At 57.8% G+C, this 21,587-nt stretch carries 16 protein-coding genes; 9 read left to right on the forward strand and 7 right to left on the reverse strand.

Features of this window, described 5'->3' with window-relative positions; translation table 11 throughout:
• Nucleotides 1-10 precede the first annotated feature (10 nt).
• A complete protein-coding gene (locus JHL21_RS18065; RefSeq protein WP_210338920.1) occupies nucleotides 11-1,123 on the reverse strand; it encodes a M23 family metallopeptidase in 1,113 nt (370 codons plus the stop codon).
• Between the two features lie 79 nt (nucleotides 1,124-1,202).
• Nucleotides 1,203-1,679, reverse strand: a complete 477-nt coding sequence (bcp, locus tag JHL21_RS15030; protein WP_200214332.1) for a thioredoxin-dependent thiol peroxidase — start codon at nucleotides 1,677-1,679, stop codon at nucleotides 1,203-1,205.
• A gap of 124 nt (nucleotides 1,680-1,803) precedes the next feature.
• Between bcp and JHL21_RS15035 the strand changes: the two genes are divergently transcribed.
• A complete protein-coding gene (locus JHL21_RS15035) occupies nucleotides 1,804-5,280 on the forward strand; it encodes a hypothetical protein (RefSeq protein WP_200214334.1) in 3,477 nt (1,158 codons plus the stop codon).
• Between the two features lie 58 nt (nucleotides 5,281-5,338).
• On the opposite strand, the gene tyrS is transcribed toward JHL21_RS15035, so the two are convergent.
• Nucleotides 5,339-6,574 (reverse strand): tyrosine--tRNA ligase, encoded by a 1,236-nt coding sequence (tyrS, locus tag JHL21_RS15040; RefSeq protein ID WP_200214336.1) that lies wholly within the window; start codon nucleotides 6,572-6,574, stop codon nucleotides 5,339-5,341.
• A 116-nt stretch (nucleotides 6,575-6,690) separates the two neighbouring features.
• The gene (locus JHL21_RS15045; protein ID WP_169194077.1) at nucleotides 6,691-7,353 is read right to left on the reverse strand and encodes an alpha/beta hydrolase; all 663 of its coding nucleotides are present in this window, start codon (nucleotides 7,351-7,353) and stop codon (nucleotides 6,691-6,693) included.
• Between the two features lie 280 nt (nucleotides 7,354-7,633).
• Here JHL21_RS15045 and JHL21_RS15050 point away from each other — a divergent pair, with 280 nt between their 5' ends.
• From JHL21_RS15050 to aroA, 8 genes are all read left to right on the forward strand, one after another.
• Entirely contained in the window at nucleotides 7,634-8,779 is a 1,146-nt protein-coding gene (locus JHL21_RS15050; RefSeq protein WP_200214337.1) for a cysteine desulfurase family protein, read from the forward strand.
• Between the two features lie 64 nt (nucleotides 8,780-8,843).
• Nucleotides 8,844-10,373: a Fe-S cluster assembly protein SufB gene (gene sufB / locus JHL21_RS15055; RefSeq protein WP_169194075.1), complete on the forward strand. Its 1,530-nt coding sequence runs from the start codon at nucleotides 8,844-8,846 to the stop codon at nucleotides 10,371-10,373.
• Between the two features lie 61 nt (nucleotides 10,374-10,434).
• Nucleotides 10,435-11,196: a Fe-S cluster assembly ATPase SufC gene (gene sufC, locus JHL21_RS15060; protein WP_199530550.1), complete on the forward strand. Its 762-nt coding sequence runs from the start codon at nucleotides 10,435-10,437 to the stop codon at nucleotides 11,194-11,196.
• Nucleotides 11,197-11,198: 2 nt separating this feature from the next.
• Nucleotides 11,199-12,404, forward strand: coding sequence for a Fe-S cluster assembly protein SufD (gene sufD / locus JHL21_RS15065; protein ID WP_200214339.1), 1,206 nt, complete (start codon nucleotides 11,199-11,201; stop codon nucleotides 12,402-12,404).
• A 147-nt stretch (nucleotides 12,405-12,551) separates the two neighbouring features.
• A complete protein-coding gene (locus tag JHL21_RS15070) occupies nucleotides 12,552-13,772 on the forward strand; it encodes a cysteine desulfurase (RefSeq protein ID WP_200214341.1) in 1,221 nt (406 codons plus the stop codon).
• Between the two features lie 21 nt (nucleotides 13,773-13,793).
• Nucleotides 13,794-14,168: an SUF system Fe-S cluster assembly protein gene (locus JHL21_RS15075; RefSeq protein ID WP_169194071.1), complete on the forward strand. Its 375-nt coding sequence runs from the start codon at nucleotides 13,794-13,796 to the stop codon at nucleotides 14,166-14,168.
• Nucleotides 14,169-14,220: 52 nt separating this feature from the next.
• Nucleotides 14,221-14,601, forward strand: coding sequence for an iron-sulfur cluster assembly accessory protein (locus JHL21_RS15080; protein WP_169194070.1), 381 nt, complete (start codon nucleotides 14,221-14,223; stop codon nucleotides 14,599-14,601).
• A gap of 177 nt (nucleotides 14,602-14,778) precedes the next feature.
• Entirely contained in the window at nucleotides 14,779-16,059 is a 1,281-nt protein-coding gene (gene aroA, locus JHL21_RS15085) for a 3-phosphoshikimate 1-carboxyvinyltransferase (RefSeq protein ID WP_200214343.1), read from the forward strand.
• A 1-nt stretch (nucleotide 16,060) separates the two neighbouring features.
• Here aroA and JHL21_RS18070 read toward each other — a convergent pair whose 3' ends face one another.
• The 3 genes from JHL21_RS18070 to parE form a co-directional block, all read right to left on the reverse strand.
• On the reverse strand, nucleotides 16,061-17,119 hold the full coding sequence (locus JHL21_RS18070; protein WP_169194068.1) for a GGDEF domain-containing protein: 1,059 nt from the start codon (nucleotides 17,117-17,119) through the stop codon (nucleotides 16,061-16,063).
• A 132-nt stretch (nucleotides 17,120-17,251) separates the two neighbouring features.
• Nucleotides 17,252-18,703 carry a DEAD/DEAH box helicase gene (locus JHL21_RS15095; protein ID WP_200214345.1) on the reverse strand — a complete coding sequence of 484 codons (1,452 nt, stop codon included), beginning with the start codon at nucleotides 18,701-18,703 and terminating at the stop codon, nucleotides 17,252-17,254.
• Between the two features lie 321 nt (nucleotides 18,704-19,024).
• On the reverse strand, nucleotides 19,025-21,040 hold the full coding sequence (parE, locus tag JHL21_RS15100) for a DNA topoisomerase IV subunit B (RefSeq protein WP_200214347.1): 2,016 nt from the start codon (nucleotides 21,038-21,040) through the stop codon (nucleotides 19,025-19,027).
• Nucleotides 21,041-21,587 lie beyond the last annotated feature (547 nt).

Below are 21,587 nucleotides of genomic sequence, written 5' to 3' on the forward strand. Positions count from 1 at the left end.
GGGCCTTTTTCTATCCTAATTGTGCGCGTAGACGGTTGCCAACGTCTAAAAAGCGTTTCGGATTCAAGGCTTGGTCGCCTTTCCTCACCTCAAAATGCAAATGTGGGCCGGTGGAGCGACCGGTAGAGCCAACTTTGGCGATAGGGAGCCCAGTGCTGACATCTTGGCCGATTTCGACCAGATAGGCCGAGAGGTGAGAATAGCGGCTCAACAGGCCCGATGGATGCTCGATCTCGACTGTTTTGCCATAGCCGGACTTGCTGCCCACAAAACTCACGCGCCCCTCTCCCGCAGCGAGCACGGTGGTGCCCGTTGGCGCTGCAAAGTCCAGCCCCGAATGGAAGGCGGGTGAGCGCGTGAACGGATCGGAGCGATTGCCGAAGCCAGAACTCTGCCGATAGGAATTTTCGGCGAGAGGCAGGTGAACCGGGGCCTGTTCGAGGCTGGTGCGCGCCGTGTTGTAGCGCAGCAATGCCGACATCACATGATTGGCCGTAATCAACATGTCGCGGGATTCAGGCCCTGAAGCCGCCGGAAGGAGCGGTCCGCCAATCGAGAGTTCTGAGGAGAGTTGGCCGGGGTAAATACCCAATGAATTCAATTCACTCGCGATAGTCTCTGTTCTGCTACTGGCGGTGTCGGCGATTGAGGTCATCACCGCGTCGGTTTCCGTGAGCATAAGATTGAGCGCGTCAGTGGTGGCAAGCAGATCTGTGGGATCGTCAAGCGTAGGCAGGCTTGGCACCGGCAGCGAGGCAATGCCCATCTGCCCGGCCTTATCGACGAGTGCCCGCACCAGCTGTTGCTGCTCCAGAAGCACATCTTGCTGCTGCACGACTTCCTGCAATTGCATGTTGATGTCGCCCGCCTGAGCGTAGACGCGAGAGTGCAGGCGGTCGATCTCGACCCGCATTTGGCTCAGCCGATCCTCGTAAGCAGTAATGACACTGGTGTTTTGCTCGCCCAAGATGCGGGCGAGATCGCCCGACATGTAGAACGCAAGACCAGTTGCGGCATTGGTCGCAAAGAGCACGGCAAACATGCCGTAGAACAGTTTTGACGATACGCCCTGTCGAGGGGCGGGTCGTGCGCGCAACTCTCGGTGCTTTCCTGCCGTGCTCACGCAAATGCCTCAAGTAAAACGGGTTTTACTCAAGATGAACGATTGTCGTTAAAAAAGACTAACCTATGTTAGTGACGCTTTACTGGGTGAGTACCGCGTCGAGTTCGGCAAGAACCTTTTCGGCGTGGCCCGCGACTTTTGTGGCGCGAATGATGCGTGCAATTTTTCCATTGCCATCAATAATAAAACTCGTTCTGACGAGCCCCATAAACTCTTTGCCATAGAGTTTTTTGAGCTGCCAGACACCAAATGCCTCGATCATCTTGCGCTCAGGGTCAGCGCCCAATGGTAGATTTAACTCGTGCTTGGCGCGAAACTTTTGGTGGGTTGAGACGGTGTCTGGCGAAACGCCGAGCAGCACCGCGCCGCGCTGGGCAAACGCATCGGACATGACGCAGAAGTCTTTGTTCTCGGTGGTGCAGCCGGGGGTGTTGTCCTTTGGGTAGAAGTAGACCACCACTGGCTGCCCTTTGAAATCGGCGAGGGAGACGGTGGTGCCGTCATCGCGCTCCACGGCAAAATCTGGTGCCGCGTCTCCGATTTTCAATTCAGTCATAAGGCACTCCTAAGATGTAGCGATTGAGAGGGTGTCGAGGCCACATTGCAGCCGGTATCATCTCCCAATGAAACGCCTTTAGGGCATTGATTCTCCGGGCACGCCAAGGCTGTTCGGGACAATAGTGAGTGACGCGATCATTTCTGCAGAAGCGCCGAAACCATCGCCATCCTCGCCGCCACGAGCCTGGGCTCGACAGGCGACCAAGAGTCTCGTCTGGCTTCTGGGTATTCCCTGCGCTCTATCCCTGATCCTTTATCTTGTGCTGTTGGCGACGCCGATCAGCCTGCCATTCTCCGGACCCGCCGTGCGCTTGTTTGTGCAGAACGCCATGGGCCCCGATACCGATATCGAAATCGGCGACATGGCACTGGGGTTGGAGAACGGAGTTTGGCCCGTCATTCGGTTCGCGCCGGTCCGGCTGACAGACAGGAAATCAGGCACCCATATCGCTGTTGATGCCATTGAAGTGGGGTTCTCACCCGCCCGAGCGCTGTTTGGGCAGCCCGGCGCGTCCATCGGCATCGTTGGGCCCGATATCGAGATGGTGCAGGATCTGCACGGGCCGCGTCTGGTGGAACTCGAATTTCACGGCATTTCAGACGACAGCCTGCCCACCATCAGCGTGATGGAAGGCGCCGATCGGTTTCCGGCCATCGAAATTGATGCTGAGGGGGTGCAGACCGAGAAAAGCTCCGCCCCGCCCATGCGTTCCGACAACGATTGGCTGATTTTCAATCTGGAAGCGGCGGAAGCCGCGATTTCAGACCTTGTCGAGCAGACGGCGCAAGGCCGCTTTTCGCGTCTCTATATTCGGGGTGGCGAGGTCGCGATGTTGGACCCCGTCAACGGCCTATTCCGGCGCTTGGAGAATGTTGAGGTTGATATCGCGCCGGTACCCGGCAACGCGCAGCGCACTGAGGGCAAGATTTCCGCGACCATCGCCGGACGGAAAGTGCATGTGGCGCTGACACGGAAGTTGGCGGAGGACGGCACACGGCATTTGCAGGCCGATGTGACCAACATCGACTACGCCAACATCCTGCCTTTCCTTGACGGACAGGACGCTTTGGTGGCGCTGCGGGGAACGGGGGCGCTATCGCTCGATGTGACCTTCACGCCGGATAAAGGGGAGCTGATCGGGGGCGAATTCAAGCTCGACCTCACCGGCTTGGACCTAAAGATCGGCACTGACAGCTATCCGATCGTCAGTTCAATCTTCGATGTGGTTTGGAAGCCTAGCGAAGGGCGCTTTGTGCTGCAGGAAGGTACAATTCAGGTCGGTGACACCACGGCCAGCGTCTACGGTGTCATTGCGCTGGGGCTCGATAAGCAGTTCGGTTCGACTACGGGGATCGCGCTTTCAGCGCGCAATGTGTTCATCAACCCCAGTGATCTGCCCAAAATGGAGCAGCCGTTTGATCGCATCGATTTCTACGGCTGGTCTGCGGGGCTCTATGGCGCTGTTGGCATAGATCAGCTGACGGTGTCCAAGGGTGAAGGGCAACTCTCCCTCTCGGGGCGCGCCGACATGCTGCAGAGCGGCATGGGCATTGATCTGTCGCTGACAGGGCACGATTTCAGCGTTGAGGACATGACGCGGCTGTGGCCCTACATCACAGCCCCTGAGGCGCGGGATTGGGTTTTGCAGAATGTCTCCGCAGGTCAGGTTCTCGATACGCAGATGCGATTCAACTTCCCCGTCGGCACGATTGGCGCGCCGGGCGGCAATGCATCACTGCCTGAGGACAGCATTTCGGTCATGGTCAGCGGTACCGGCATGGTCGCCCGACCGCTGCCGAGCATGGAGCCGATCCACATTTCCGGCACGTCTCGCATCTCTATTGACGATGCTGTGGTCTCCTATTCCGGGGGCCTCGCCAGCGTCGCCACTGATGTGGGCAGCATTGAAGTGATCAACCCCGGCTTTGTGCTCGATAACTCGTCGCCCGAGCAAACGGTGATGGAACTTTCCGGCGACGTGCTCGGCGCTATTCCCTCCGTTGTGGCTTTTGCCAAGGCGCATCGACCGCAGATTTTGGAGCAGCTGCAACTGCCGCTCGACATTGAAGCCCTGTCTGGTGACGTTGATGTCAATGTGCTGACGACGTTGATCACGGCGCCAGATAAGCCCGAACAGGTCGACTATGTAATCAATGGCGGGTTAAGCCGCTTTGGCAGTAGCCGTCCCGTCGAAGGGCGCGTTATTCGGGATGCCGAACTACAGATCGCGGCGACCCAACACGCCTATCGGTTTAACGGCTCCGCCAATATCGATGGCATGCCGGCCGATCTTCTGGTCGAAGGCACGCCCACCTCAGAGCCCAAGCTGCAAGTGGCCTCGACGGTCTCGATAGACGACATTAGCAAGCTGGGCATTGATTTATCAGCCTTCCTAGAAGGGACATTGCGTTTCATCGCCAGCCCACTCTCGGATGGCGCGATTGACCTCACGGTCGATCTTGAAGGGGCGGGGGTGAATGTCCGCGATCTGGGCATTTATAAGTCCATCGGTCGCGCGGGCACGTTGAGCGCGATTGTGCGGCTCGGCTCGCACGGCACAAGGCTCGAAAACATCGTGCTGGCTTTTGACGATGTGCGGCTCGCCGGGACGCTGGAACTTGACGCACAGCAAGCGCTTAAATCAGCCGAGTTCGGCACCTTCCAGCTCAGCAAGGGCGATAGTGCTAGCGTGCGCCTGACGCCGCTTGAGGATGGGTTTGCCGTCCGCGTACGCGGCGAGCAGCTTGATCTGAAACCTGTGCTGGGGCGGTTCTTCAGCCTTGAGCAAGGCTCGGGCGGCGTGGAAGCGACACAGGTGAGCGCGCCCATTTCGATGGATATCGAGCTCGATCGCGCCATTGGCTATTATGCGGTGACGGCGTTCAACCTTGATGTGGACATGCTCTTGCGTGGGTCCGATCTGCGCCGGGCAACGCTGGCGGCGCAGTTCTCTGAAGGCAATGCCATTTCCATCACGACCAATCCCGCTCCGAACGGGCGCACGTTGACAGTGGCCTTCAACGACGCCGGGACGATATTGCGATTGCTCGGCATCTACTCCCAGCTCGCCGGAGGCTCGGGTAGCTTGGTGATGACCACCGATAGGCAGCTTGATCAGGAAGTTGGGCAGCTCATCATGCGCAACTTCGCCATCGTCGATGAAGACAAGGTTGTACAGGTGCTGGGCAATCACTCGGACTCGCGCAGTGCCATTGCCACGCAGAACCGTCTCGACTTTACCGCGTCACAGGTTGACTTCGTGCGTAAGCGCGACCGCGTTGAAGTGGGCAATGCGGTCTTGGCTGGCGCGACTGTCGGCGGCACCATGCGGGGCTTTATCTACACCGACCGCCGCCAGTGGGATCTCACAGGCACATACGTCCCGCTCTTTGGGTTAAATAACGTCTTCCAGCAGTTGCCGATCATCGGCGAGTTCCTCGGTGGCCGCGAAGGCGAAGGGCTCGTGGGCGTCACCTTCGCGGTCAATGGCGCGCTCGATAGCCCGAACTTTGTCATCAACCCGCTGAGCGTTCTGGCACCGGGGTTCCTGCGCGAGTTCTTCGAGTTCCGCTCACGCGAACTGCCACCAGCAAACTGAGCCCAAAAAGAAAGGGCGCCCCGAGAGACGCCCTTCAAACTCGTTGTAAAAGACCGACTTAAACCGGCTTGATCAGTGCGTGCTTTTTCTTGCCGACGGAAAGCTTGATCACGCCTTCTTCGAGCAGGGCATCTTCACCCAGCATCAGCTTTTCGTCGCTGATAACGGCGTCGTTGACGCGCACTGCACCAGAGGTGATGTGTCGACGCGCTTCGCCATTGGATGCGGCAAGGCCTGCCTTCACGAGCGCGTTGAGCACGCCGATACCCGCAGCCAATTCAGCCGCTGCCACTTCAGCAGTCGGCAGCGAGAGGTCGAGCTTACCGGTTTCAAATGTCGCGCGAGCGGTTTCGGCAGCTTCGTCAGCTGCAGCCTTGCCACGCAGCATGGCGGTGACTTCGGAAGCAAGACGCTTCTTGGCTTCGTTGATGTCGCCAGCAACAATGCCTGCGATCTCGTCGAGCGGCAGGGTGGTGTAGAGCTTGAGGAAGCGTTCTACGTCCGCGTCCTCAGTGTTGCGCCAGTACTGCCAGAAATCATAGGCCGAGAGCATGTCTGGGTTGAGCCAGATCGCTCCGTTCATCGACTTGCCCATCTTCTGACCCGAAGAGGTCGTCAGCAGAGGCGAGGTCAGCGCGTAAAGCTGTGGCGTACCCATACGGTGACCGAGGTCGATCCCGTTGATGATATTGCCCCACTGATCCGAACCGCCCATCTGCAAGCGGACGTTGTAGCGCTGGTTGAGCTCCACAAAGTCATAGGCCTGCAGGATCATGTAGTTGAATTCGAGGAACGAAAGCGACTGCTCGCGATCCAGACGCTGCTTGACCGAGTCAAAACTGAGCATGCGATTGACCGAGAAATGCTGGCCAACATCGCGGAGGAATTCGAGGTAGTTGAGCGGCAACAGCCATTCGCCGTTGTTCACCATCAGCGACTTTTCAGAGAAGTCGAGATAGTTGGAGAACACCTGCTTGATCCCGTCGATGTTCGACTGGATCATATCCGTGCCCATCAGCTTGCGCGCTTCGTCCTTGAACGATGGGTCGCCAACCATGCCGGTGCCGCCGCCCATCAGGGCAACAGCGCGGTGACCGGTCTTTTCCAGCCAGTGCAGCATCATGATCTGGATCAGGCTGCCGACGTGCAGCGACGACGCGGTTGGGTCAAAGCCGATGTAGGCGGTGACTTGCTCGGTGGCGAAGAGCTTATCAAGGCCCTCAGCGTCGGAAATCTGGTGGATGAAGCCGCGCTCATCAAGGGTGCGCAGGAAATCGGAAGTGTACTTGCTCATTTTGCGATCCAAGTGCCGCCAGTGCGGAGTTGTATGATCTGGCGTCTGGGAATGATGACGGCGTGCCCACTCAGGGCACACCGTGGTGAGGCGATCGCCTCTTTGCGCTACTGAGTTTAGCGCCCGCCGCCGTCCGCGATCTCCTGACGACGACGGTCGAGATACTCGGCGCACCGTTCGGTCAGTTCATCGATCTTGCCTTCGTAGAAGTGGTTAGCCCCTTCTACGATCTGCTGTTCAATGGTGATGCCCTTCTGGGTCTTGAGCTTGTCCACCAGCTTCTGCACCGAAGCAGGTGGGGCCACACGGTCCTTATCACCATGGATGATCAGACCCGAAGACGGGCAGGGGGCGAGGAACGAGAAGTCATAGAGGTTTTCCGGTGGGGACACCGAAATAAAGCCTTCAACTTCTGGGCGACGCATCAGCAACTGCATGCCGATCCACGCACCAAAGGAGAAACCGGCGATCCAGCAACCGCGTGATTCTCTGTTGATGGTCTGCAGCCAGTCGAGAGCGGCTGCCGCATCGCTCAATTCGCCGATACCGTGGTCGAATGCGCCCTGCGACCGACCGACGCCGCGCGAATTGAAGCGGAGCACCGCAAAACCACGCTCTACGAACATGTAGAACAGGTTGTAGATGATCTGGTTGTTCATCGTGCCGCCGAACTGCGGATGCGGATGAAGCAGGATGGCGATTGGAGCGTTTGGCTCCTTACCTGGCTGGTAACGGCCTTCCAAGCGGCCCTCTGGGCCGTTAAAGATCACTTCTGGCATAGGATTAATCCGGCCTTTCCGGCTCTGTCACAGTGACGTTTCGGACGTTTCAAAAGGAGTTCACGCAGCTTGACTAAGCGCGGGGCTCTCCCTAAAACATGGGTCGAAAAATCAGTTTAGAATGGTTCGAAACTCGATTGTGCGCCGCAGAACGGCGCGCTTGAGCGCCCCTTGTAATGAAGTTGGGCCTTCAATTTCAAGACGTGTTTGGCCGCATATGCGTTCTATGCTGCGGTTTGGCTCTATATAAAGGTGTCGGACACTGTGTCCGGTAAGCGTAATGACGAGACCTTCGGTCTATCTTGATCACAATGCAGCTGCGCCGCTTCGTCCCGAAGCGCGTGACGCTTTGTTGTCTGCGCTTGCGCTCACCGGCAATGCCTCATCGGTCCACACCCATGGTCGCGCGCTGCGCGATGTGATGGAGACTGGTCGTCAACAAGTGGCTGCGCGGGCCGGTGCAGAGCGCCGTCAAGTCGTCTTCACAAGTTCCGCCACAGAGGCCATTACGCAGGCTATCATGGCCGGAACAAAGGTTTTTTCGGCAGGCGCCATAGTCACCAGCATGGGGGAGCACGCTGCTGTCCTCAAGGCAGTTGAGGCCACGGGCCTGCCTGTGTGGACCGTAGGGCTAAAAGAAGACGGCAACATTGATCTCGATCAACTGCAGTCGTTTTTGTCTCGTGCGGACGCAGAAAATATCACGCTCTTCGCAGCGTTTCATTGGGTGAACAATGAAACGGGCGTAGTTCAGCCAATTGGCCGGATCAGTGCTCTGGTGGGACCAACCCGTCACACGCTTTTTATTGATGCGGTTCAGGCCTACGGCAAGATTGATCTGGATTTTGCCGCATCGGCTCCCGATATGGTTGCTATAAGCGGCCATAAGATTGGCGCACCTGTCGGTATTGGTGCGTTGTTGGTCAAAGGCCACGCCGACACTGTGCGGTTGATTCCGGGTGGTGGTCAGGAGCAGGGGCGTCGTGGTGGTACTGAGCCAACGGCGCTGATCGCAGCTTTTGGCGCGGCAGCGGCCGCAAGTGAATATGATGCGCAGAGCATGTTGGCGCTCGTCGACCAGCTTGAGGCCGGACTGAAGGCGCTTGCGCCAGATGTCGTAATCTTCGGGCAAACTGCTCAGCGCGTCGGTAATACGGTCAACTTCGCTGTACCCGGTCTCGGTAATGCCACAGCGATGATGTCCTTGGACCTTATGGGTCTATCAATTTCGTCCGGCTCGGCCTGCTCGTCAGGCAAGGTCGGCGCTAGCCATGTTCTAGCAGCAATGGGCGTGCCTAAGGCTTTGGCCGAATGTGCCCTGCGCGTCAGCTTTGGCTGGACTTCCACAAGCGAGGACGTGACTGCGTTTCTTGCCGGTTTTGAAAAACTTCTTGCACGCCACAAGCGTTCAGGAACAGCGGCCTAGGTCGCTGAAAGAATAGTTCGTTCGCGGCGGCCTTGACCCGTCGATGGACATAAAGGAGAGCCTAATGGCGGATTTCGATATTCCGACCCTCAAGGAAGAGATCGATCGGGAAACCGTCGAGCAGGTGCTTGCGCTTGACGTCGACAAGTACAAGTACGGCTTCGAAACGGACATTGAATCCGACACGATTGCTGTCGGCCTGAACGAAGACACCGTTCGCTTCATCTCGGCTAAGAAGGAAGAGCCAGAATGGATGCTGGAATGGCGTCTGGAAGCGTTCCGCCGCTGGCAGACCATGGAAGAACCAGCTTGGGGTAAGTTGCACTACCCAAAGATCGACTTCCAGGACATCAGCTATTACTCCGCGCCGAAGAACTTCAAGGGCCCCAAGAGCCTTGATGAAGTCGATCCGGAACTGCTGGCGACTTATGCCAAGCTGGGTATCCCGCTCAAGGAGCAGGCGATCTTGGCTGGCGTTGAAGGCGCAGCGGAATCCGTTGGCACGCCATTCGGCGCCAACGTTGCGGTCGACGCGGTGTTTGACTCGGTTTCCGTTGTCACCACCTTCCGCGAAGAACTGGCCAAGCAGGGCATCATCTTCTGCTCGATCTCTGAAGCCGTGCGCGAGCACCCAGAGCTCGTAAAGAAATACCTCGGCTCGGTGGTTCCCGTTTCGGACAACTACTACGCGACGCTGAACTCGGCGGTCTTTACCGACGGTTCCTTCGTTTACATTCCAAAGGGTGTTCGTTGCCCGATGGAGCTCTCGACTTACTTCCGTATCAACGAGAAGAAGACCGGTCAGTTCGAACGTACCCTCATCATCGCTGATGATGACAGCTACGTCAGCTACCTCGAAGGCTGTACCGCTCCAATGCGTGACGAAAACCAGCTGCACGCTGCAGTGGTTGAGCTCGTTGCGCTCGAAAACGCCGAAATCAAGTACTCGACGGTCCAGAACTGGTACCCGGGCGACAAGGACGGCAAGGGCGGCATCTATAACTTCGTGACCAAGCGCGGCGATTGCCGTGGCAACCACTCGAAGATTTCTTGGACGCAGGTTGAAACCGGCTCGGCGATCACTTGGAAGTACCCAAGCTGCATTCTGCGCGGCGACAACTCGCGCGGTGAATTCTACTCGATCGCGATTTCGAACGGCTACCAGCAGGTCGATAGCGGCACCAAGATGATCCATCTGGGCAAGAACACGTCCAGCCGCATCATCTCCAAGGGTATTGCAGCAGGCTTCTCGGACAACACTTATCGCGGTCAGGTTTCTGCCCACGCTAAGGCCAAGAACGCTCGTAACTTCACCCAGTGTGACTCGCTGCTGATCGGCGACAAGTGTGGCGCGCACACTGTTCCTTACATCGAGAGCCGTAACGGCACTGCGGTGTTCGAGCACGAAGCGACCACCTCGAAGATCTCCGACGACCAGATGTTCTACTGCATGCAGCGCGGCCTCAATGAGGAAGAAGCTGTGGCGCTTATCGTCAACGGCTTCGTCCGTGACGTGCTTCAGCACCTGCCAATGGAATTCATGGTCGAAACCCAGAAGCTGATCTCGATCAGCCTCGAAGGCAGCGTCGGCTAAACCGCAAACAGTTGGATACCCGGGTGGCGCTAGCGGCGACCCCGGATTTGGAGACAAACAGATGACCACTCCCGTTCTTGAAATTCGCAACCTGCACGCTCGCATCGAAGATCGCGAGATCCTCAAGGGTGTGAACCTTGTGATCCCACAGGGTGAAGTTCACGCCATCATGGGCCGTAACGGCTCGGGCAAGTCGACCCTTTCCTACGTTCTCGCAGGCAAGGAAGACTACGAAATCACCGAAGGTGAAGTGCTGCTCAACGGCGTCGACATCCTTGGCCTCGAGCCAGATGAACGCGCTGCTGCTGGCCTTTTCCTGGCTTTCCAGTACCCAATCGAAATCCCTGGCGTTTCGACCATGACCTTCCTCAAGGCGGCGATGAACGCGCAGCGTAAGGCTCGTGACGAAGCTGAACTCTCGACCCCAGAGTTCATGCGTCTCGTCAAGGAAGCTGGCGCAGCGCTGAACGTTGACTCAGCCATGCTGAAGCGTCCGCTCAACGTTGGTTTCTCTGGCGGTGAAAAGAAGCGTGCGGAAATCATGCAGATGGCGCTCCTCAAGCCATCGCTGGCCGTTCTCGACGAAACCGACTCGGGTCTCGACATCGACGCGCTGCAGGTTGTTTCGAACGGCGTGAACTCGCTGCGCGACGGCAAGCGTTCCATGCTCGTCATCACCCACTACCAGCGCCTCCTGAACCACATCGTTCCAGACGTTGTGCACGTCTTCTCGGACGGCAAGATCGTGGAAAGTGGCGACAAGTCGCTCGCGCTCAAGCTCGAAGCTGAAGGCTATGCCAACTACGGCGGCGAGGCAGCGTAACAATGGCGACTTTTCCAGTTCGTCTCGGCGCTGCCGAGCATACGCTGATTGAGCAGTTGAAGGCCGCTGGCGCTGATCAGGCTGCGGAGCGCATCGAAACTGCGGGTCTGCCGACCCGTCGCGTCGAAGCCTATCACTACACGGATTTGAAGACTCTGCTGCGCGCCGTACCGGATCTCGCAGCGGCTGCAAACGACGCCGTGGCGCCGTCTGTGGCGATTGAGGGCGCTTATGTGATCTCGATCGTCAATGGCGCTGTAAAGGCGTCTACGGACGCTCCTGCAGGCATTATGATCGGCACAGCACGTGGTGGCGTTCTGTCGACCCGCGATGATGTTGTGACCCACATCAACAACGGCCTGACCAAGACCGCTCTCTCGCTCGACATCGCCGCTGGCGACGAGCAGGTGATCCAGATTGATCACACCATCGTTGGCAAAGCTGCACACGTCTCGGACGCTGTGAAGGTCTTCGTGGCCGATGGCGCTAAGGTGACCATCGTCGAAACCTTCGCCGGTTCGGACGCTGCGCACTTGGGCAACCACGCCGTCTACATCGCCCTGGGCGAAGGCGCCGAAGTGGTGCACGTGTCGATCGACCGTTCGCCAGCGCAGTCCTCGCACTTCGCGACCAATGAGTATCACCTTGCAGCCGGCGCGCAGTTGCGCACGCTGGTGGTCCATGGTGGTGCAAATTTGGCGCGCACACAGGTGCTGCCGCGTCTTGAAGGCGCTGAGGCGCATGCGGACGTCACGGGGCTTAATCTCGTGGCCGATGGTCAGCATGCCGACATAACCATGATCACTGAGCACGCTGTTGCGCACACCACCTCGCAGCCGCTGTTCAAGTCGATTGCTCGTGGCCGTTCCAAGTCGGTCATTCAGGGCAAGTTGATTGTGGCGCGCGATGCGCAGAAGACCGATGCTAAGTTCATGCATCAGGGCCTGATGCTGTCGGACGAAGCGGAAATCCTCTCCAAGCCAGAACTCGAAATCTACGCCGACGACGTTGTCTGTGGCCATGGTTCGACGTGCGGCAAGCTGGATGAAGATAGCCTCTTCTATCTCCTCAGCCGCGGTATTCCCAAGGCCGAAGCCGAAACCATGATGGTTCGCGGCTTTATCGCAGAACTGGTCGACCCGATCGAAAACGAAGCAGTTGCTGGCGTTCTCAACGACGTCATCGACACTTGGCTTCTCGGCAAGTAAGGGCCTCACCCTTCGCCTCTCCCTTTGGGGAGAGGTCGGCGCGTAGCGCCGGGTGAGGGGGCCTTAACGCAAATAGGGGTAGGGGAATTTCCCCTCACCCACCCAAAATGCTCCGTTCGTGGACCGGGACGCCACAAGGACCAAAACATGACCTTCGATCTAGCTGCCGTTCGTGCTGATTTTCCGATCCTGTCGGAGCAAATTCACGGTCATCGTCTTGTCTATCTCGATAGCGGCGCATCGGCGCAAAAGCCGAATGCAGTGCTTGAGCGCATGGATTATGCGTTCCGCCACGAATACGCGAATGTCCACCGTGGTCTGCACACGCTCGCTAATCGCGCGACGGAAGGCTACGAAGCCGGGCGGGAAAGCGTAAAGCGCTTCATCAATGCGCCACGCCTCGAAGAAATCATCTTCACCAAATCGGCCACCGAAGCGATCAATCTGGTCGCCTCCTCCTTTGCTGGCCCGCGCATCAGGGAAGGTGATGAGATCATCATCACCACCATGGAGCACCATTCCAATATCGTGCCGTGGCATTTCCTGCGCGAACGTCAGGGGGCGGTTTTGAAGTGGGTCGACGTCAAGGACGACGGCTCTTTCGATATGGATGCCTTTGAAGCGGCGCTATCGGACAAGACCCGCATGGTCGCCATGACCCACATGTCCAACGTCTTGGGCACGGTCACTCCAATTAAGGGCGTGATCGAACGCGCCCACGCGCGCGGCATTCCTGTGCTCATCGATGGCTCGCAGGGCGCCGTTCACACCACTGTGGACGTGGCTGACCTCGACGTCGATTTCTACATCATGACCGGCCACAAGCTTTATGGCCCGACGGGCATTGGCGTCCTCTACGGCAAATACGATCTTCTCGCCCAGATGCAGCCCTATCAGGGTGGCGGCGAAATGATCGAAACCGTAACCCTTGAAGGCGTCACCTATAACGAGCCGCCCCATCGCTTTGAGGCGGGCACGCCGGCTATCGTTCAGGCCATGGGCCTCGGCGCAGCCCTCGACTACATGCAAAACCTTGGCCGTGAAAACATCATCGCCCATGAGCATGACGTCGCTGCCTATGCCGCCGAAAAGCTCAAGAGCATCAATTCCCTGCGCATGATCGGCACTGCCGAAGGCAAGGGCGGCATTTTCTCGTTCGAGATTGCCGGTGCGCACGCCCATGACGTCGCCACGGTCCTTGATCGTTACGGCATAGCTGTTCGCGCTGGCACCCATTGTGCCCAGCCGCTGCTGAAACGTTTTGGCGTGACCTCTACCTGCCGTGCCTCTTTGGCCCTATATAACGGCAAAGACGATATTGACGCGCTGGTCGACGGCATTCAGCGCGCCGCGAAATTTTTTGCCTGATTAGGCACGAGAAAGACGACCATGAGCGACGATACCGTAACCGACACGCGCATCACCCCGAGTGTTTCTGCCAGCCTGCCAGAGAATGAAGTCGAGCGGATCACGACGGACCTGATTGGCGCATTGAAAACCGTCTACGACCCGGAAATTCCGGTCGATATTTATGAGCTTGGCCTGATCTACAAGGTTGATCTGGATGAGGATCGTAATCTCACCATCGACATGACTCTGACCGCGCCCGGTTGCCCCGTGGCTGGTGAAATGCCGGGCTGGGTCGAAAACGCTGCCCGCAGCGTTGAAGGCATTCAAGACGTTAAGGTCAACATGGTGTTTGATCCACCTTGGGATGCGACCCGCATGAGCGAAGAAGCTCAGGTTGCGTTGAACTGGTGGTAATGGGACGCGTTTCGTCCTATATATCGTGAATTACCGATAAAGGTTTCGATCCATGCCGTTCAAGATCATGTCGCTGACAGACGCCGCTGTAGAGCGTATCACCGAGATTATCGAAGACTCGGATACGCCTGTGATCGGTCTGCGCGTTGGCATCAAGAATTCCGGCTGTGCGGGTGTTGCCTACACGATGGACTATGTCAGCGAAGCTGTGGCGGGCGATGACCATGTCGAGGACAAGGGCGTCAACGTCTGGGTTGATCCCAAGGCGACCATGTACCTGCTCGGCACGGTGATGGATTTTGAGGCCGGCAAGCTGGGCTCGACCTTCACCTTCAAAAACCCGAACCAGACCGGTGCCTGCGGTTGCGGCGAAAGCATCACGCTCAAGCCAGCGGACCTCAAAGCCCTAGTCGAAGCCCGCGCCGAAGCATAATTGGCGACTTGTCTGAAATTTCAAAATGCCCGGAGCGATCCGGGCGTTTTTGTTTTTTTGGGGGGCAGGGGCCATCGTCCGCATCGGGATATGCCCCGCATAAAAATCCCCACGCCCAGTACGCTTTCGCGTTGAAGCGAGATTGCGCGAGTTGCGGCTTTGTCCTAGAGCGAATGCATGCCAAAAACTCTTCCAGCTGCTTACTCCATCACCCCGCCCGGCAAAGCTCTGAACGGTCGCGTTTCGCCTCCGGGGAGCAAGTCCATCACCAATCGCGCTCTGCTGTTGGCAGCGCTGGCGCATGGCACGAGCCGCCTGACGGGGGCGCTCAAGAGCAAGGACACTGTGCTCATGGCCCGCGCCCTGCGCGAAATGGGCGTCACGGTGGAAGAGCCGGATGCGACTACTTTCCTCGTCACCAGCACAGGCAAGCTGGCCGTCCCCGATGCGCCGCTCTTCCTCGGCAATGCCGGGACCGCAACGCGCTTTCTGACCGCCGCAGTGGCAACGATTAACGGCACAGTGGTCGTCGATGGCGACGAGGAAATGCGCGTTCGCCCAATTAAGCCTCTGGTTGATGCCCTCAATGCGCTCGGTATCGGCGCGTCGAGCCCGACCGGCTGCCCGCCTGTGACTGTTGATGGCAATGGCACTTTTGGGAAGGGACGCGTTGAAATCGACGCCTCTCTCTCGAGCCAATATGTTTCCGCGCTGCTTATGGCAGCGCCATTCGGCGATGGCCCAATTGAAATCGCGCTCGCGGGCAAGGACATTGGCGCTCGCGGCTATGTCGATCTCACGCTTGCGGCTATGCGCGCTTTCGGCGCTGACGTTGAACAGGCCGACGAGGGCACTTGGATTGTGCAGCCAACCGGCTACACCGCAACCGATTTCCACATCGAACCCGATGCGTCTGCCGCAACCTATCTTTGGGGCATCGAAGCCCTAACAGGCGGTCGCATCGATCTTGGTGTCTCAGCCGATGCCTTCACGCAGCCGGACGCTTCGGCGCAAGCGATGATTGCGGCTTACCCGAATATGCCTGCGGTGATTGACGGATCGCAGATGCAAGACGCGGTTCCGACCATGGCCGTCGTCGCTGCCTTTAACAACACGCCTGTGCGATTTGTTGGCATTGCCAATTTGCGCGTCAAAGAAACGGACCGCATTCGGGCCGTCGCCAATGAGCTTAATCGGATCATGCCGGGCCTCGCCACGGAGGAGGGGGACGATCTGCTCATCGCATCCGACCCGCAACTCCCCGCCAAGCTGAAGGGGCGCAACTCGCGCGCAAAAATTGAGACCTATCACGATCATCGCATCGCCATGAGCTTTGCTCTGGCGGGCCTACTCGTCGATAACGTGGTTATTCTCGACCCCGCCTGCACAGGCAAGACCTATCCGGAATATTGGGACATGCTGGAAAGCCTCGGCGTTAGGCTAACGCCGGCGGCTTGAGTTAGGCGACGGACGAGGCAACCGAGCGCGGGGTTTGCAACTCATCTTCACAGATGACGCGATTACGCCCCGCGCGCTTAGCTGCATACAGACAGGCATCGGCGCGGTCGACGAGGCTGGCGAAACTGTCGGCCTGGCCGAATTTTGCAACCCCGATAGACGCGGTGAGATTGCCCAAGCGCTCGCTCGTGGAAATGCGGAGCAATTGCTTGCTCTGAATGGCTTCGCGAATGATCTCTGCGGTAAGGGACGCCAGGCGCATGTCGGTTTCGGGCAATATTGCCGCGAACTCTTCACCGCCAAACCGGGCAGCAATGCCCTTGCCCTCGAGGGAGGTCTGCAACTGCCCTGCGACGAGGCGCAGCACTTGGTCGCCGGTGAGGTGACCATAGCTGTCGTTAAAGGCTTTGAAATTATCGATATCGACGAGCAGAAGACACAATGGCGTGCCTGCTAGGCGCGCTTCGTGCATGGCGTCTATTAGACAGGTGTCAAAGCGCGCACGATTATAGAGCTTGGTCAGCGGGTCCAGCATCGCTTCGCGGCGGACTTCATCCAGATCACGCTGCATATTGGCAATTGCATCGCGTGATGCGGCCAGCTGCGCGCTAAGCAAGGAGTTGTCATCCTGCATCCGCTCAGTTTCAACAATGAGCTTCCGCGTGATCTCTTTTACGGAACTTGCATCGCGCGCTGTGTCGAGGTCGTACCATGCGCTGGAGAGCGTGGTGCTGAAATCCTGCGCAGTTTCGAGCGCGCCTTGAATGGCGCCGTTCACGGCATTGATGCGCTCAGCGACGCGGTCTGAAACAACAGACACCCGTTCTGACACCGCCACCTCAAAAAACTCCTTGTGGAGCAGTTCGGCAGTGAGTGGAGTGAGCTGCACGCCAGACATGAAGAGCGCGTTGAGGCGATCGTTCAGGCTCTGGTTGGTGCCTTTGACATAGGTGTAAAGCAGCTCGTAAAAGGCCGGTTCGGCCGGTACGCAATTCTGCTTCAATTGATTTATGGCGATTTTGGCAAAGCCAAAAGAGCGCTCTAGATCCTGATCCGACACTACCACCAGCCCCCCGGTGTGCTGGCCTAATCCAGCATGGTTAAGTGAGTCGTGCGTAAGGATATTCTCACGCGGATGTGAGAAAGTAACGCTCCAAGATGTAGCAATGCTTAATCTTGGAGCGTTTAATGATTATTGGGCAATGCGCGTCGGGCGCAGCAAGAACGCTGGGATTGGTCCGGCGTCGCCAAATGGCCCATTATTGTTCGGCGCTGCCACTGGTGCAGTGTCGTTATTGCGCTTGCGGCGTGCGTTGTCGGCGCGCGTTCTTTGCGGCTTAAGTGGTTCGTCCACGGTATTCGTTTCTACTTCTGTAGGCGACGGTGACACAACATCGGACTTTTCAGCCTTAGCGACCTTGCGGGTGCGACCGCCACGACGGCCACGCGATGGCTTTGCTTCAGCGTCTTCAGCAGCATCGGGAGCGGCTTCAGTTGTGATTGCCTGGGCAGTCTTACTTGGCGCGAGCCATTCGATCTGCTTTTGGATCAGCTTTACGATCGCATCGAGGTGCTTTTCGTCTGCGGGGGCGACGAATGTGTAGGCAACACCAGAGCGACCAGCGCGACCCGTACGGCCGATACGGTGAACGTAATCCTCGGCATGCACAGGCACGTCAAAGTTGTAGACGTGGCTTACCGCTGGAATATCGAGACCACGCGCCGCGACGTCACTGGCAACCAGGAGCGTGAGCTTGTTGGTCTTGAAGGCATCCAGAGTTTCCATGCGGCTCTTCTGGTCCATATCGCCATGCAGCGAACCAGCGGAGAAACCGTGGCGCTGAAGCGAGCGGGCGAGGGTGGCCACATCACGCTTGCGATTGCAGAAGATGATCGCATTGGTGAGGTTTTCCGCCGCGTTGATCTGTTCGCGCAGAGCTGCGCGCTTCTGATCTGGACGCGAGGATACCTTGACCAACTTCTGATCAATCGTATCGGCGGTCGAAGAGGTGCGCGACACCTGAACGTGGACTGGGTCCTTAAGGAAACGCTTGGTGAGGCGCTCGATCTGCGGGTCCATCGTTGCCGAGAACAACATGGTCTGGCGACGCGGCGGCAGGCGCGAACAAATCTTTTCGATATCGTCGATAAAGCCCATGTCGAGCATGCGGTCGGCTTCGTCGATGACGAGAACTTCCACGCCGGTCAGCAGGATCTTGCCGCGATCGAATTGGTCGAGCAGACGGCCAGGAGTAGCGATCAGCACGTCAACGCCGCGATCAAGCTTCTTGTTCTGCTCTTCAAACGATACGCCGCCGATGATCAGAGCCATCGAAAGACGGTGATTTTTGCCGTACTTCTCAAAGTTCTCGGCAACCTGCGCCGCGAGTTCGCGGGTCGGTTCGAGAATGAGTGTGCGGGGCATACGAGCGCGGGCGCGGCCGTTTTCCAGCAGCGTCAGCATGGGCAATACAAAAGAGGCAGTCTTCCCGGTACCCGTCTGCGCGATACCAATAAGATCCTTCTTATTCAGAAGGTGTGGAATTGCCTGAGCCTGGATCTCGGTAGGCTTCGTGTAACCAGCGTCTGTGACAGCTTCGGTTACCTTGCTCGAAAGCCCAAGTCCGGAAAAGTCGTCGGTCAAGTCGGTCGTCCCAATCAGCGGTGCGGAGCGGCGCTATTCAGCCAGTACATGACCTCAGCGTCACCGATGAGCGCGCGCCTGTACCGCTATTGCGGGCGCGCTGCCCTAAAAGTTTCGAATGGAAACAATGTCGCGTGACCATTCGCGTTCAAAAGCAACACACGGCGGATCCAGAGTGTTGCAGGGTGCTGACGTTAGCATTCCCCGGCGATAGAAATGCCGATGCCTAACGTATAGCTAGCGGCGCGGACCATAGCGCAAACCCCTTGACTGTCAACGGGTTTGCCCGATTCACGCCATATTGCAGTAAATCTTTGCTGATCAAATGTCCAAATCGGTCACAAAAGCAGCGTTCTCCTGAATGAATTCATAGCGCAATTCAGGCTTATTGCCCATCAATCGATCCACGGCGGTGCGGGTTGCATCGCGATCATCCAGCATTTTCACCTGTAGCAACTGGCGCGATTTCGGCGACATCGTCGTCTCGCGCAGGTGCACATAAGGCATTTCACCCAGACCTTTAAATCGGGTGATGTCGATTTTGCTCTTGCCGGTGAACTCGGTCTTCATCAACTCGTTCTTATGGGCGTCATCACGCGCATAGAGCGTCTTGTTGCCTTGAGTGATGCGGTAGAGCGGCGGCAGGGCAAGATAGAGGTGACCATTCTCAATGAGTTTGGGCATCTCTTGGAAAAAGAAGGTGATGAGGAGCGCGGCAATGTGCGCCCCGTCCACGTCCGCGTCGGTCATGACGATGATTTTGTCATACCGCAACTCATCTTCAGAATAGCGATCGCGGGTACCGCAACCGAGCGCTTGGATGAGATCGGCAATCAGCTGGTTGGCGGCGAGCTTGTCGCGACTTGCACCAGCAACGTTGAGGATCTTACCGCGCAGCGGCATAACGGCCTGAGTAATGCGGTTACGCGCCTGCTTGGCAGATCCGCCCGCCGAGTCACCTTCCACGATGAACAATTCAGCACCTTGCGCCGCATTCTGCGTGCAGTCTGCGAGCTTGCCGGGCAGGCGTAGCTTGCGCGTGGCGCTGGCGCGATCGATCTCTTTTTCCTTGCGGCGACGCAAGCGCTCTTCAGCGCGCTCTACGGCCCAGTCCAGCAGCTTGCCTGCCTGGTTGGGCGAGGCCGCCAGCCAATGGTCGAACGCATCGCGCAGCGCTGTTTCAACAATACGCGTGGCTTCTTGAGAGGCGAGCTTGTCCTTGGTCTGGCCAACGAATTCTGGTTCGCGCACGAACACCGACAGCATGGCCGAGCAGGAGGTCAGGATGTCCTCAGCGGTCAGATTGGCCGCGCCCTTGTGTTTGATCAGTTCCGCATAGTTCTTGAGGCCGCGCAGCAGCACCATGCGCAGGCCCGCTTCGTGCGTGCCGCCATCAGGCGTCGGGACGGTATTACAATAAGACTGTACGCCGCCGTCCCCCAGGGTCCAGGCAATCGCCCATTCGACCGAAGCGTGGCTGCCGGGGCGGCCGGTTTTGCCCGCGAAAATTTCGTCGGTAATGCGCGTTTCGCCTTCGATCCGCGCCGTCATGAAGTCCTTGAGGCCATCCGGATAGTGGAAGACAGCCTTGGCCGGAACGTCGTCGCTCGCCAGTTCTTCGTCGCAGCTCCAGCGCAGCTCAACGCCACCAAAGAGGTATGCCTTGGCGCGGGTCATGCGGAACAGGCGGCCGGCATTGAACTTTGCCGTCGGGCCAAAAATTTCGGGGTCGGGATGGAAGCGGGTCGTCGTGCCGCGACGGTTCTGCACGCGGCCCACATTGACCACGTCCTGCACCACCTTACCGCGCGAGAACTGAATGCGATAAAGCTGTTGCTCGCGCGCGACCTCAACGACCAAGTCGTCCGAGAGCGCGTTCACAACCGAAACACCAACGCCGTGCAGGCCGCCGGATGTTTCATAGGCCTTGCCGTCGAACTTGCCGCCGGCGTGCAAAATCGTGTGCACGATCTCAAGCGTGGAGCGACCGGGGAACTTTGGGTGGATTTCGACCGGAATACCACGGCCGTTATCCGAGATGGTCAAATAGCCATCGGCGCCCAAATGAACTTCGATGCGGGTCGCGTGACCGGCGATCGCTTCGTCCATCGAGTTGTCGATAACTTCGGCGAAGAGGTGGTGATAGGCGTTGATATCCGTGCCGCCGATATACATGCCCGGACGGCGACGGACAGGCTCAAGGCCTTCCAATACCTCGATGTCGGCAGCACCATAGGCCTCCGGCGAACCGGAGACGCGAGGCGCGACTTCGGCTTTCGGTTTGATCTGTGGTTGGTCTTGCTGAGGAGCGGCTGCTCCGAAGAGATCTGACGACATACATTTTCCATCAGTTCGGCCCGAATCGGGCGAATTGGGTTTTCTACCATATCGCGAGGATTTTTGCCGGTCTGGACCTGCGTTCAATTCCCACAGATGAGCTGAGCTTCGTTGCCGTCAAGGTGAACGATATGAGAACTCTGGATGTGCCTGATGGGTGCTTGTTCTCATTCCGGGACAGTGAGTGTCCCAGGATAAGTGGATGAATTTACGTTCTGTTTGTTTCTTGGGAGCACTTTTTTAAGTGCGTGCTGATACTCATGTGGACATACGGTTTTTGTATGGAGTTGCCGTATGAGGGCAGATCACTTGAGTATTGCGTATCAAACAAGTGTTCCCCGCCCAACTGTGCCAGGACATTGGCCACACGCCGGAAATAGTATTGCGTACCGGCTGGCCAATCTCCGCACCTCGCGTGTTCTTGCGATGGTGTTGGCGATAGGTCTCTTTTATTTCTGCTGAATATCTTGTGCCGTCCTTCGGGGCGGCATAAACTTATGCATCGTTCAATGTCGAGACGGGAGGGTGACGTGACAATATTTCCGAC

The organism is Devosia sp. WQ 349K1 (assembly GCF_016595685.1).
Lineage (GTDB): Bacteria > Pseudomonadota > Alphaproteobacteria > Rhizobiales > Devosiaceae > Devosia.

Coding starts and splice junctions, on each gene's coding strand:
- bcp (WP_200214332.1), bottom strand. CDS start 1,679: ATGACTGAATTGAAAATCGGAGACGCGGCACCAGATTTTGCCGTGGAG.
- tyrS (WP_200214336.1), bottom strand. CDS start 6,574: ATGAGCAAGTACACTTCCGATTTCCTGCGCACCCTTGATGAGCGCGGC.
- JHL21_RS15045 (WP_169194077.1), bottom strand. CDS start 7,353: ATGCCAGAAGTGATCTTTAACGGCCCAGAGGGCCGCTTGGAAGGCCGT.
- JHL21_RS15050 (WP_200214337.1), top strand. CDS start 7,634: ATGACGAGACCTTCGGTCTATCTTGATCACAATGCAGCTGCGCCGCTT.
- sufB (WP_169194075.1), top strand. CDS start 8,844: ATGGCGGATTTCGATATTCCGACCCTCAAGGAAGAGATCGATCGGGAA.
- sufC (WP_199530550.1), top strand. CDS start 10,435: ATGACCACTCCCGTTCTTGAAATTCGCAACCTGCACGCTCGCATCGAA.
- sufD (WP_200214339.1), top strand. CDS start 11,199: ATGGCGACTTTTCCAGTTCGTCTCGGCGCTGCCGAGCATACGCTGATT.
- JHL21_RS15070 (WP_200214341.1), top strand. CDS start 12,552: ATGACCTTCGATCTAGCTGCCGTTCGTGCTGATTTTCCGATCCTGTCG.
- JHL21_RS15075 (WP_169194071.1), top strand. CDS start 13,794: ATGAGCGACGATACCGTAACCGACACGCGCATCACCCCGAGTGTTTCT.
- JHL21_RS15080 (WP_169194070.1), top strand. CDS start 14,221: ATGCCGTTCAAGATCATGTCGCTGACAGACGCCGCTGTAGAGCGTATC.
- aroA (WP_200214343.1), top strand. CDS start 14,779: ATGCCAAAAACTCTTCCAGCTGCTTACTCCATCACCCCGCCCGGCAAA.
- parE (WP_200214347.1), bottom strand. CDS start 21,040: ATGTCGTCAGATCTCTTCGGAGCAGCCGCTCCTCAGCAAGACCAACCA.